Origin of the sequence: Planococcus sp. PAMC 21323 (assembly GCF_000785555.1) — a bacterium.
Classification (GTDB): Bacteria; Bacillota; Bacilli; order Bacillales_A; family Planococcaceae; genus Planococcus.
Genome location: NZ_CP009129.1, coordinates 1920517 through 1932535, shown reverse-complemented (window position 1 = coordinate 1932535; position 12019 = coordinate 1920517). Strand labels below are relative to the sequence as shown.

The 12019-nt window shown below is 39.7% G+C and carries 14 protein-coding genes; 13 read left to right on the top strand and 1 reads right to left on the bottom strand.

The genetic code is table 11. The annotated features are described in order from the left end of the window. The 11 genes from ffh (at position 1) to sucD (ending at position 8356) form a co-directional block, all read left to right on the top strand. Positions 1–1359, top strand: coding sequence for a signal recognition particle protein (gene ffh, locus PLANO_RS09790; protein WP_038704273.1), 1359 nt, complete (start codon positions 1–3; stop codon positions 1357–1359). 93 nt (positions 1360–1452) lie between these two features. Beyond that, positions 1453–1725, top strand: a complete 273-nt coding sequence (rpsP, locus tag PLANO_RS09785) for a 30S ribosomal protein S16 (RefSeq protein WP_008497962.1) — start codon at positions 1453–1455, stop codon at positions 1723–1725. 13 nt (positions 1726–1738) lie between these two features. Continuing rightward, entirely contained in the window at positions 1739–1972 is a 234-nt protein-coding gene (locus tag PLANO_RS09780) for a KH domain-containing protein (protein ID WP_038704272.1), read from the top strand. Positions 1973–2038: 66 nt separating this feature from the next. Then, positions 2039–2554 (top strand): ribosome maturation factor RimM, encoded by a 516-nt coding sequence (gene rimM / locus PLANO_RS09775; protein ID WP_038704271.1) that lies wholly within the window; start codon positions 2039–2041, stop codon positions 2552–2554. Next, positions 2554–3279, top strand: coding sequence for a tRNA (guanosine(37)-N1)-methyltransferase TrmD (gene trmD / locus PLANO_RS09770; RefSeq protein WP_038704270.1), 726 nt, complete (start codon positions 2554–2556; stop codon positions 3277–3279). Before rimM ends, trmD begins: the two co-directional genes overlap by 1 nt. 136 nt (positions 3280–3415) lie before the next feature. Continuing rightward, positions 3416–3760, top strand: a complete 345-nt coding sequence (rplS, locus tag PLANO_RS09765) for a 50S ribosomal protein L19 (RefSeq protein ID WP_038704269.1) — start codon at positions 3416–3418, stop codon at positions 3758–3760. A 99-nt stretch (positions 3761–3859) separates the two neighbouring features. Beyond that, positions 3860–4417 (top strand): signal peptidase I, encoded by a 558-nt coding sequence (gene lepB / locus PLANO_RS09760; protein WP_038704268.1) that lies wholly within the window; start codon positions 3860–3862, stop codon positions 4415–4417. 11 nt (positions 4418–4428) lie between these two features. Next, positions 4429–5295: a ribosome biogenesis GTPase YlqF gene (ylqF, locus tag PLANO_RS09755; RefSeq protein ID WP_038704267.1), complete on the top strand. Its 867-nt coding sequence runs from the start codon at positions 4429–4431 to the stop codon at positions 5293–5295. An 87-nt stretch (positions 5296–5382) separates the two neighbouring features. After that, positions 5383–6162, top strand: a complete 780-nt coding sequence (locus PLANO_RS09750) for a ribonuclease HII (RefSeq protein ID WP_038704266.1) — start codon at positions 5383–5385, stop codon at positions 6160–6162. Between the two features lie 112 nt (positions 6163–6274). After that, positions 6275–7435, top strand: a complete 1161-nt coding sequence (sucC, locus tag PLANO_RS09745; RefSeq protein ID WP_038704265.1) for an ADP-forming succinate--CoA ligase subunit beta — start codon at positions 6275–6277, stop codon at positions 7433–7435. Between the two features lie 18 nt (positions 7436–7453). Then, positions 7454–8356, top strand: coding sequence for a succinate--CoA ligase subunit alpha (gene sucD / locus PLANO_RS09740; protein ID WP_008430844.1), 903 nt, complete (start codon positions 7454–7456; stop codon positions 8354–8356). 77 nt (positions 8357–8433) lie between these two features. On the opposite strand, the gene PLANO_RS09735 is transcribed toward sucD, so the two are convergent. Next, positions 8434–8697, bottom strand: coding sequence for a hypothetical protein (locus PLANO_RS09735; RefSeq protein WP_038704264.1), 264 nt, complete (start codon positions 8695–8697; stop codon positions 8434–8436). 248 nt (positions 8698–8945) lie between these two features. Here PLANO_RS09735 and dprA point away from each other — a divergent pair, with 248 nt between their 5' ends. Both dprA and topA read left to right on the top strand, forming a co-directional pair. Further along, positions 8946–9842: a DNA-processing protein DprA gene (gene dprA, locus PLANO_RS09730; protein WP_038704263.1), complete on the top strand. Its 897-nt coding sequence runs from the start codon at positions 8946–8948 to the stop codon at positions 9840–9842. 101 nt (positions 9843–9943) lie between these two features. Then, positions 9944–12013 carry a type I DNA topoisomerase gene (gene topA / locus PLANO_RS09725; protein WP_038704262.1) on the top strand — a complete coding sequence of 690 codons (2070 nt, stop codon included), beginning with the start codon at positions 9944–9946 and terminating at the stop codon, positions 12011–12013. The last annotated feature ends 6 nt before the right edge of the window (positions 12014–12019 follow it).

The following is a 12019-nucleotide window of genomic DNA, read 5'->3' as shown; positions in this document are numbered from 1 at the left end:
ATGGCATTTGAAGGTTTATCCGAACGCCTGCAAGGTACGATGACTAAGATTAAAGGCAAAGGTAAAGTCAACGAAGCAGACGTTAAAGAAATGATGCGTGAAGTTCGTTTCGCCTTGATCGAAGCGGATGTCAATTTAAAAGTTGTAAAAGAATTTGTCAAGAAAATCAGTGAACGAGCGATTGGACAAGATGTCATGGACAGCTTAACGCCAGGACAGCAAGTTGTTAAAATCGTTAAAGATGAGCTGACGGAATTGATGGGCGGCGAAGAACGGAAAATCGAGTTCTCAACAAAGCAACCAACAGTTATTATGATGGTTGGTTTACAAGGTGCCGGTAAAACGACAACTACTGGGAAGCTCGCCAATTTATTGCGCAGAAAACACAATCGTAAACCGCTATTAGTAGCGGCCGATGTATATCGTCCAGCAGCGATACAACAGTTAGAGACCATCGGTAAACAACTATCTCTTCCTGTATTCTCAAAAGGGACAGAGATGTCTCCTGTAGAGATTGCACGTCAAGCAATCGAACATGCCAAAGCAGAGCATTTAGATACAGTTATTATTGATACAGCAGGGCGTTTACATGTAGATGAAGCGCTAATGCAGGAATTAAAAGATATTCGTGCGCTTAAAGAGCCGGATGAAATTTTTCTTGTTGTCGATTCGATGACGGGTCAAGATGCTGTCAATGTGGCTCAAAACTTCGATGCAGCAATTGGCATTACTGGCGTTGTCTTAACAAAGCTCGATGGTGATACTCGAGGCGGTGCCGCGCTATCAATCCGTGCCGTTACCCAAAAACCGATTAAATTTGTCGGGATGGGCGAGAAAATGGATGCACTCGAAGCCTTCCATCCGGAACGCATGGCGTCACGGATACTTGGTATGGGCGACATGTTGTCCTTGATTGAAAAGGCACAATCGAACGTTGATGAGTCAAAAGCAAAAGAGTTAGAAGAGAAGTTTAGAACGTCGACATTTACTTTCGATGACTTCCTAGAACAAATGTCACAAGTAAAACAAATGGGACCATTAGATGAAATTTTAAAAATGCTTCCAGGTGCTAATAAAATCAAAGGGCTGGAAAACGCGAAAGTGGATGAAGGTCAAATGGATCGTGTAGAAGCAATTATCTATTCGATGACGAAAAAAGAGAAAACCACTCCTGAAATCATTAATGCAAATCGTAAAAAACGAATTGCTAAAGGTTCAGGAACTAATATTCAAGATGTCAACAGACTATTAAAACAGTTTGAAGATATGAAGAAAATGATGAAACAAATGTCTGGCATGAACACGAAAAAAGGCAAAAAGAAAATGGGAATGCCAGGTCTAGACTCGCTTTTTAAGTAAAATTTTAAGGTGTTAAGAAAAAATACTTTACAAACTATTTAAAGCTTGCTAATATAATATCTTGTGTGAAACTATTCGGAGGTGCTTTAAGAAATGGCAGTAAAAATTCGCTTGAAACGTATGGGAGCTAAAAAATCTCCTTTTTACCGTATTGTAGTAGCTGACTCACGTGCTCCACGTGACGGCCGTCAAATTCAGACAGTAGGTACTTACAACCCACTGACAGTTCCAGCTGAAGTTAAGATCGATGAAGAACAAGTATTGAAATGGCTTCATGATGGTGCAAAACCATCTGACACTGTACGTAACTTGTTTTCTCAAAAAGGCATTATGGAGAAATTCCATAACGAAAAACTAAACAAGTAAGGGAGAGTTTCTTATGAAGCAGCTGATAGAGACCATTGTTAAACCGTTAGTTGATTATCCGGAAGAAGTTCGCGTCATTACTGACGAAAACGCAAGCCGAATTGTCTACAAGCTTTCTGTGCATCCTGAGGATACAGGGAAAGTAATCGGGAAGCAGGGACGTGTAGCAAAAGCTGTTCGTTCAATTGTGTACTCAGCAGCAGGCGGTTATCATAAGAAAAAAACTTATCTCGATATTGTGGATTAAGAAAAAGAAGGAGCCCCGGTTCCTTCTTTTTTTTTCAGAAAAATAGGATAGAAAGGATGTATGTTTGTGCAATGGTTTAATGTAGGTAAAATTGTCAACACTCACGGAATCCGTGGAGAAGTACGTGTTTTATCACGTACCGATTTTCCAGAAGAACGATTTGCTGTAGGAACAAAGCTTGGGCTTTTCACTCCGGATGCAAAAAAACCAATTACGGTAAAAATCGCCAGTCATCGCCAACATAAAAACTTTGAATTGTTAACTTTTGAAGGCTATCCAAATATCAATGATGTTGAGCCATTTAAAGAATCTTATTTGAGAATTGCTGAACACGATTTAACGGACCTCGAAGAAAATGCTTTTTATCATCACGAAATTCTTGAGTGTATGGTTTATTCAACTGAAGGTCAAGAACTCGGGAAGATTACGGAGATTTTGGAGACGGGTGCTAATGATGTGTGGGAAGTAACACCTGAAAAAGGTAAAAAACATTATATTCCTTATACAGAAGAAATCGTTAAAGAAATTGATATTGATGAAAAGAAAGTCATCATCGAAGTGATCGAAGGATTATTGTCTTGATGAATATCCATGTGCTATCGTTGTTTCCACCGATGTTTGAGGGTGTCTTTCAACATTCGATTATGAGAAAAGCGCAAGATAAAAAGGCCGTTAGTTTAAACGTTGTTGATATTCGTGAATTTGCCGATAATAAAAGACAAGTTGACGATTATCCATTTGGTGGAGGGGCTGGAATGGTATTAAAACCAGAGCCGATTTTTAACGCGGTTGAAAGTCTCTCACCAAACAGTAAACGACGTGTGATTTTATTGTGCCCACAAGGAGAACGCTTTACACAGCAAAAAGCTGAAGAGTTAGCAAATGAAGAAGAGTTGGTATTTATTTGTGGCCATTACGAAGGATATGACGAACGTATTCGAGAGCATTTAGTTACAGATGAAATTTCAATTGGGGATTTTGTGCTAACTGGCGGTGAGTTAGCTGCCATGACTGTGATCGATAGTGTCGTGAGATTGCTTCCAGGCGTGCTAGGAAACGCCGATTCGCCAATACGCGACTCATTCTCTACGGGACTTCTAGAACATCCACAGTACACGCGTCCAGCTGATTTTAGAGGGTGGAAAGTGCCAGACGTGCTAACTTCCGGTAATCACGGGAAAGTTGATCAATGGCGAGAAGAACAAACCTTGCAACGGACTCTCGAAAGACGTCCAGACTTACTTGAGAAAATTGAGTTAAGCGATAAACAACTGAAAATTATTGACGGATTAAAGAAATCAAAATAGATTTTAAGTTGCTCTTGCATGAGTCGAGTAACAGTGGTAACATGGACAATGTACTTTTATGTAAAGTACAGGATCACGATGTTCCGCTGCAACAGTCAAAATGGTGTAAGAGCGTCTGTAGAAGGAGAGAAAAATAATGCAAAACATTATTACAGAAATCACTAAAGAACAACTTCGTACGGACCTTCCTAAGTTCCGTCCTGGAGATACTGTTCGCGTCCACGTTAAAGTTGTCGAGGGTACACGCGAACGTGTTCAGGTATACGAAGGAGTCGTAATTAGCCGTCGCGGAGGCGGAATCAGTGAGTCATTCACTGTTCGCAAAATCTCTTACGGTGTTGGTGTTGAGCGTACATTCCCTGTACACACACCAAAAATTGCACAGCTTGAAGTTACCCGTCGTGGTAAAGTACGTCGTGCGAAATTGTATTACTTACGTGATCTACGTGGTAAAGCAGCTCGTATTAAAGAAATTCGATAAGATTGCATGGATGAAAGAGGGCGCTTGCGCCCTCTTTCTTTTTGCTAAAAAGTAGGTTTCCTTGTACAATTAGAACAGTAAGTTTGGGGAGGAACACGCATGGAGACTGAATCCAAGAAGAAAAATGAAATGTGGGAATGGTCCAAAGCTTTGTTGATTGCCTTCGGCTTGGCAGCAATTATTCGTTTCTTTTTATTCACGCCGATTGTAGTAGATGGAGAATCGATGATGCCAACCCTAGAACATGGAGATCGCATGATTGTCAACAAGATAGGTTATTCGGTCGGAGAGCCTGACCGCTTCGATATCATTGTTTTTCATGCCCCAGAAAAGAAAGATTATATTAAACGTATAATCGGGTTGCCGGGCGATCACATCGCTTACGAAGATGACCAACTGTATATAAATGGAGAAGCAATAGAAGAGCCTTATTTAGATTTTTATAAACAAGGCATAACTGGTACGCTAACGGAAGATTTTGATTTAGAAGATGTTACAGGTGAGAGTACAATACCTGACGGATCTATTTTTGTAATGGGCGACAATCGCCGCGCGAGTAAAGACAGCCGACACATCGGATTGGTATCAACCGACGAAGTGATAGGCGACACAAGTTTCGTTTTTTGGCCATTGGCTGAAGCGGGAATTGTAAAATAAGGAGTGGTTTTATGACGATACAATGGTTTCCTGGACACATGGCAAAAGCGCGAAGACAAGTTACCGAAAAACTGAAATTAGTAGACATTATTTTTGAGCTTGTTGACGCCAGGTTACCTTTATCTTCACGAAATCCGATGATCGATCAAGTGATTCAACAAAAACCGCGTCTTATTATTTTAAACAAAATGGACATGGCTGATGAGGTTGAAACGAAAAAATGGATTCGTTATTTCGAGGATCAAGGTACGCGAGCAGTTGCGATCAACTCGCTTGAAGGTAGAGGATTGCAATTAGTGACAAAAGCATCAAAAGAAATACTCGAAGAAAAATGGGACCGGATGATTGCAAAAGGCATTAAGCCTCGTGCAATTCGCGCTATGATTGTTGGAATACCGAACGTTGGGAAATCGACACTCATTAACCGTTTATCGAAGAAAAGCTTAGCGAAAACAGGGAATATGCCCGGTGTTACAAAAGCGCAACAATGGATCAAAGTAGGCAAAGAAATTGAGTTATTGGATACGCCTGGTATTTTATGGCCGAAGTTTGAGGATCCGGAAACAGGATTGAAACTAGCAGTTACAGGCGCCATTAAAGATTCGGTAATCCAGATGCAGGAACTGGCTATTTACTCACTCAAATTTTTAGAAGAACGCTATCCAGATCGAATGAAAGAACGTTATGGTATCGATCATGTTGACGAAGAAATCGTTAATACGTTTGATCATATTGGCAAAAAACGGGGCTTTAAAGATCAGCACGGTGAAGTCGATTATGAAATGACGGCCGAAGTGATTGTACGTGACATTCGTAATCAGTATTTAGGTAAAGTAACATTCGATTATAGAGATGAAATGATTGAAGAAGAAGAGTGAGAGTTTACTCTTTTAACAAGAGCTGCTCCTCGAATTTGAGGAGCAGCTTTTTACATAGTCATAAAAAAACTGAGAGAAGTTGAACTGATGCAAACTAGCGCTGAGATAAAAGAAAAGCTAAAAATAACAACGGAGTGGCAACCGTGGATGGCGGACCTCGAGGGGGATTCCCGTAAAAGCGTACAGACCTTATTGGCATCGTGGCACCGAAATCAAATGCAACGAAAAATATTGCAGGATAATCACAATGAAAAACTAGCGTTTGACGATTTTTTCAGAAAAGAAAACTCGGACTTAGTAGCAGGAATTGATGAAGCGGGGAGAGGTCCACTAGCAGGACCTGTCGTAACAGCTGCTGTAATATTGCCAGAAGACTGTTCAAGTTTAATCGGTTTAGATGATTCCAAACAATTAAGTAAAGCGAAACGCGATGAATTTGCTGAAATAATTAAAAAAATAGCTGTAAGTTACTCGGTTCATATTCAATCGACTGAAGAAATTGATCGACTGAATATTTATCAAGCTACACGAAATTCAATGACAGAAGCTGCGCTAGCATTGACTCCTGCACCTGCTATTGTCCTGGCTGATGCGATGATGCTCGAGATTCCGGTGCCTTGTGAGTCTATTATCAAAGGGGATGCTCAAAGTTTGAGTATAGCAGCGGCTTCTATTTTAGCGAAGACAGGAAGAGATGCATTAATGGCTGACTACGCTGTTCAGTATCCTCGGTATGGATTTGAAAAACATGCAGGATATGGTACGAAAGAACACATCGCGGCAATCAAGGAATATGGTCCTTGTGAAATACATCGAAAGACCTTCGAACCGATAAAAACTCTTTTGACGCAAAATTCACTGTTTTAAACAGACTAAGTTTTGTTTGAATAACGAACAACGGTGGACTTTTTGTGACAACTTTAATACAATGGTAGAGGCAATAAAATTAAGATAAAGATGTTTGATTGGAGGATGACAGATGAATATCCATGAATATCAAGGAAAAGAACTCCTCAGACAATACGGAGTAGCAGTTTCTTACGGCACTGTTGCTTTTTCTCCGGAAGAAGCAGTTAAGGCAGCTAAAGAACTGAGTACTGATGTTGTCGTGGTAAAAGCACAAATCCACGCAGGTGGACGAGGCAAAGCTGGCGGTGTTAAAATCGCTAAAAATCTGGATGAAGTCCGTGCATACGCGAAAGAACTTTTAGGTAAAGTTCTTGTGACTCACCAGACAGGTCCAGAAGGTAAAGAAATTAAACGCCTTTTGATCGAAGAAGGATCTGACATTAAGAAGGAGTATTACATCGGATTGGTGCTAGATCGCCAAACTGCTCGTGTCACTCTTATGGGCTCTGAAGAGGGCGGAGTCGATATCGAAGAAGTTTCTGAAAACACTCCTGAAAAAATCTTCAAAGAAGTAATCGATCCAGTAATCGGTTTGACTGGTTTCCAGGCACGCCGTATGGCTTTCAACATGAACATCCCGCCAAAGCTTGTAAACAAAGCGGCGAAATTCATGCTTGGACTATACACAGTATTTATCGAAAAAGATGCGTCTATCGTTGAGATTAACCCGTTAGTTGAAACTGGCGACGGCAATATTTTAGCACTTGATGCGAAATTTGATTTCGATGAAAACGCTCTTTACCGCCACAAAGATATTGTGGAACTTCGCGATTTCGACGAAGAAGATCCAAAAGAAATTGAAGCCTCTAAGTATGACTTAAGCTACATTTCTTTAGATGGGAACATCGGCTGTATGGTTAACGGCGCCGGACTTGCTATGGCAACTATGGACACGATCAACTATTACGGCGGAACACCCGCTAACTTCCTTGACGTTGGGGGCGGTGCCACTGCTGAGAAAGTAACGGAAGCTTTCAAAATCATTCTTTCTGATAAGAATGTAAAAGGAATTTTCGTTAACATTTTCGGCGGTATCATGAAGTGTGACATCATTGCGGAAGGCGTTATTCAAGCTGCTAAAGAAGTAAGCCTTGAAGTGCCATTAGTAGTCCGTCTTGAAGGAACAAACGTAGAACTTGGTAAAAAACTGCTTAATGAATCAGGTCTTAATATCGTAGCTGCTGGAACAATGGCAGACGGCGCTAAACAGATCGTAGAACTTGTAGGCTAAAGAAGGGCAGGGACAAAAATGAGTGTATACATTAATAAAGACACAAAAGTGCTTGTACAAGGAATTACAGGGTCAACTGCCCTTTTCCATACAAAGCAAATGCTTGAATACGGAACGAAAATCGTTGCGGGTGTAACACCAGGTAAAGGCGGAACTGAAGCTGAAGGCGTACCTGTCTTCAATACTGTTGAAGAAGCAGTAAAAGCTACAGGAGCTAACGTATCTGTAATTTACGTACCGGCACCTTTCGCTGCAGACGCAATTCTTGAAGCTGTTGAAGCTGAACTTGACATGGCAATTTGTATCACTGAGCATATTCCAGTTTTGGATATGGTTAAAGTGAACCGTTACATGGAAGGCAAGAAAACACGTCTTGTTGGACCAAACTGCCCGGGCGTTATTACTCCGGACGAATGTAAAATCGGCATCATGCCTGGATACATTCATAAAAAAGGACATGTTGGCGTTGTTTCACGTTCAGGTACACTGACGTATGAAGCGACTCACCAATTGTCTGAAGAGGGAATTGGCCAATCGACAGCTGTCGGTATTGGTGGAGACCCAGTAAATGGTACAAACTTTATCGATGTGTTGAAAGAATTCAACGAAGATGAAGATACGTACGCAGTTGTAATGATCGGTGAAATCGGCGGAACAGCTGAAGAAGAAGCTGCTGAGTGGGTTAAAGCGAACATGACGAAACCTGTTGTTGGATTTATTGGCGGACAAACTGCACCTGAAGGAAAACGTATGGGCCATGCCGGTGCGATTATTTCTGGCGGTAAAGGAACAGCTGCTGATAAAATCAAAGCAATGAACGAAGCTGGAATCGAAGTTGCAGACACTCCATCAGTAATCGGAGAAACTTTGATCAAAGTGATTAAAGAAAAAGGTTTATACGATAAGTGTAAAACTCATTAATAAGTAAAATAAAAACTCAAAGCCTTGGTAAATCAAGGTTTTGAGTTTTTTTATTTTATTTGATGATAATAATAGCGTTAATTTACTGTAAAAACATCTGTCATAATTAGAAAGAAATCTAGTGAAACCCAAACGCCAAAAGCAATGTAAAATAAGGAAATCCATAGATTTAGTTTATTAAATGGTTTGCGGCTAATAATGATGATCAAGAATAAACCTAAGCTAATATAAAGCGGACGATCCCAGTAGCCCAAGTTTAAAAAATATTTATAAAGTAAATAAATAGCAGAGATCAACCATAATATGGTGGCACTTGAATGAATTATTTTACTCAATGTCATTTAAAACTCCTTTTTAGTAAAATAAGATACTAACTCGTTAGAAACTAGTGAGAGTATAAAAAGCATTGTTCTAGTAGCTTTAGTTTACCATTGATAACAAGTAACTAATATAAGGAATTAAATAACTATTCTACTAAAAAAGGTGCATTTTAAAAGTTTACGTCGACAGAAAAAACGATTAAAATGAAATGAAGGTGTTTCATAGTCGGGCGCACCTTAATTGATCTTTAAAAAAGAGGAGGAACAAGATGAACGATGAATTTACAAAACGTTTGTTAGCATTGCATTACGTCTACCCTAAAAGTTTGCAGAAGTTATTGCCGCTATTTTCAGATGATCCAGACTTAACAAGACTCGAAAAAAAATCACCAAATGAATTAATGTGGCTGCTGAATATTAAATTAGAACAAGCAATCAAATTAAAAGCCTCTTATAGACAATCTCTGACATACCCCTTACATGAAACCTACGCCAAATATAAGATACTCCCCATATCTTATCAACACCCACTTTATCCCGAAAATTTACTAGAATTAATCGATCCACCAGCTGTTCTTTATGCTAAAGGAGATCTAACATTATTAAAAAACCCTCAAAAAGTAGCCATAATTGGATCTCGTAAAGCCACAATATACACTCAAAAAGCTCTCCAAAAAATCGTGCCGCCACTTGTGGAAAAAGGCTATGTTATTGTCAGTGGTTTAGCAAAAGGAGCGGATGCTATGGCTCATCAAAAAACGATTGATTTAGGAGGTCATACAATCGCAGTTACGGGCAGTGGATTTTTGCACCCCTATCCAAAAGAAAATGCAGGCTTAAACCATATAATAGAAGAAAGACACCTTGTTTTAACGGAATATCCACCTTATGTAAAGCCTGAAAAATGGAATTTCCCAATGAGAAATCGCATTATCAGTGGTTTATCTAAAGGAATTATCGTAACTGAAGCCCAGATTAAAAGTGGCACTTTGAGCACAATTGAACATGCTTTAGATCATGGAAAAGATATTTTTGCTGTACCAGGTAATATTGACTCTTTGTTATCTGAAGGGCCGCATAAATTGATAGTTGAAGGCGCGAAACCAGTGTGGAATGGTTGGCAAGTGTTAGAAGAATACCAACATATGACAGCTGAAAAAGAATGAAAAAAACGAAAACCCTTGCATTAAGCTAAAAACTGTTATACATTTTGCAACAGGTAATTCTTTTAGCAGTTTTGAGAAACCTCTATGAGGAGGAAAAATTTATGGCGGATTTTTTAGTGATTGTGGAGTCGCCTGCAAAGGCAAAAACAATCGAGCGGTATTTGGGTAAGAAATATAAAGTCCGTGCTTCACTTGGACATTTACGCGATTTGCCCCGGAGTCAAATGGGTGTAGACGTGGAAAACAACTACGAACCTCGTTATATTACAATCAGAGGTAAAGGACCAATCTTACAAGATCTTAAAAAAGAAGCAAAAAAAGCGAAGAAAGTCTTTCTCGCGGCTGACCCCGACAGAGAAGGAGAAGCAATTGCATGGCATTTAGCAACGGCACTCGGCATTGATCAAACTTCAGATTGTCGTGTCGTCTTTAACGAAATTACAAAAGATGCGATTAAAGAATCATTTAAACACCCACGTAAAATTGACATGGACTTAGTTGATGCACAACAGGCACGCCGAATTTTAGATCGTCTTGTAGGGTATAGCATCAGCCCTTTGCTTTGGAAAAAAGTAAAAAAAGGTTTATCAGCTGGTCGTGTTCAATCAGTAGCACTAAGACTAGTAATTGATCGTGAAAACGAAATCAAAATTTTTGAACCGGAAGAATACTGGTCAATTACTGGGGAGTTCGAAAAATCAAAAAAGAATTTTGAAGCGCAATTTTATGGTAATACAAAAGAAAAAATGAAATTGCATAATGAAGCAGATGTTAAAGAAGTGCTAGCTTCGATGTCAGGAAAAGATTTTAACGTTAACCGAGTGGTGAAAAAAGAGAGAAAAAGAAATCCCTCCCCTTCTTTTACAACTTCTTCACTTCAGCAAGAAGCTGCTCGCAAGTTAAACTTCCGAGCTAAAAAGACAATGATGCTAGCGCAACAATTGTATGAAGGTATTGCAGTAGGGAAAGAAGGCATTACAGGTTTAATCACCTATATGCGAACAGATTCCACACGAATTTCAGATACAGCAAAAAAAGACACCATCGATTTTATCGTTGAAAACTATGGTGATGAGTACGTTACACAAAAAGCTGCTGCCAAGCAGTCAGCAAAATCACAAGATGCTCACGAAGCTGTGCGTCCAACTAGCGTAATGCGGACTCCAGAGTCGATGAAGAGCATTCTTTCACGTGACCTTTACCGTCTATACAAACTAATCTGGGATCGTTTTGTTGCAAGTCAGATGTCTTCGGCAGTGTTGGATACAGTTATGGCAGAATTGCAAAATGGTGAAGCAGTGTTTCGTGCAAACGGTTCTCAAGTTAAATTTCCAGGCTTCATGAAGCTTTATATTGAAGGTACGGATGATCAAAAAGAAGAAAAAGACAATATCTTACCGGAAATGGCTGAAGGTGACGTGGTAAAAGCAATTGATATTACACCAAATCAGCATTTTACGCAGCCGCCTCCTCGTTTTACAGAGGCCCGTTTAGTAAGAGCGCTCGAAGAGCTTGGAATAGGACGTCCGTCAACTTATGCGCCAACTTTGGATACAATTCAAAAGCGTGGGTATGTCACACTGGATGCAAAACGATTTATTCCAACTGAGTTAGGTGAAATTGTTCATCAGTTAGTACTTGAATTTTTCCCGGATATTTTAAACATTGAATTTACAGCTAAAATGGAGCACGATTTGGATACTGTCGAAGAAGGCGAAATTGAATGGCGTTCTATCATCGACGCATTTTATCGTAAATTTGAAAAAAATGTCGAAGTAGCAGAGAATGAAATGGAAAAAGTTCAGATTAAAGACGAGCCAGCTGGCGAAGATTGTGAATTATGCGGCGCACCGATGGTTTATAAATTAGGTCGCTACGGAAAGTTCATGGCTTGTAGTAATTTTCCTGAATGTCGTAATACAAAAGCGATTGTGAAGCATATTGGGGTTACATGCCCAACTTGTAAACAAGGCGAAATTGTTGAAAGAAAAAGTAAGAAACGCCGTATATTTTATGGTTGCGAAAGATATCCTGAATGTGAATTTGTTTCATGGGATAAACCGATCGAGCGACCGTGTCCAAAATGTAGTGAGTTACTTGTAGAGAAAAAAGTGAAAAAAGGCGTGCAAATTAATTGTACGAGCTGTGATTATAAAGAAGAAGTTCAATAATAGTAT

Excerpts from the sequence above, each read along its gene's own strand:
- ylqF (WP_038704267.1), top strand. The coding sequence starts at position 4,429 with ATGACGATACAATGGTTTCCTGGACACATGGCAAAAGCGCGAAGACAA.
- rpsP (WP_008497962.1), top strand. The coding sequence starts at position 1,453 with ATGGCAGTAAAAATTCGCTTGAAACGTATGGGAGCTAAAAAATCTCCT.
- PLANO_RS09780 (WP_038704272.1), top strand. The coding sequence starts at position 1,739 with ATGAAGCAGCTGATAGAGACCATTGTTAAACCGTTAGTTGATTATCCG.
- sucC (WP_038704265.1), top strand. The coding sequence starts at position 6,275 with ATGAATATCCATGAATATCAAGGAAAAGAACTCCTCAGACAATACGGA.
- dprA (WP_038704263.1), top strand. The coding sequence starts at position 8,946 with ATGAACGATGAATTTACAAAACGTTTGTTAGCATTGCATTACGTCTAC.
- trmD (WP_038704270.1), top strand. The coding sequence starts at position 2,554 with ATGAATATCCATGTGCTATCGTTGTTTCCACCGATGTTTGAGGGTGTC.
- PLANO_RS09750 (WP_038704266.1), top strand. The coding sequence starts at position 5,383 with ATGCAAACTAGCGCTGAGATAAAAGAAAAGCTAAAAATAACAACGGAG.
- lepB (WP_038704268.1), top strand. The coding sequence starts at position 3,860 with ATGGAGACTGAATCCAAGAAGAAAAATGAAATGTGGGAATGGTCCAAA.
- topA (WP_038704262.1), top strand. The coding sequence starts at position 9,944 with ATGGCGGATTTTTTAGTGATTGTGGAGTCGCCTGCAAAGGCAAAAACA.
- rplS (WP_038704269.1), top strand. The coding sequence starts at position 3,416 with ATGCAAAACATTATTACAGAAATCACTAAAGAACAACTTCGTACGGAC.
- PLANO_RS09735 (WP_038704264.1), bottom strand. The coding sequence starts at position 8,697 with ATGACATTGAGTAAAATAATTCATTCAAGTGCCACCATATTATGGTTG.
- sucD (WP_008430844.1), top strand. The coding sequence starts at position 7,454 with ATGAGTGTATACATTAATAAAGACACAAAAGTGCTTGTACAAGGAATT.
- ffh (WP_038704273.1), top strand. The coding sequence starts at position 1 with ATGGCATTTGAAGGTTTATCCGAACGCCTGCAAGGTACGATGACTAAG.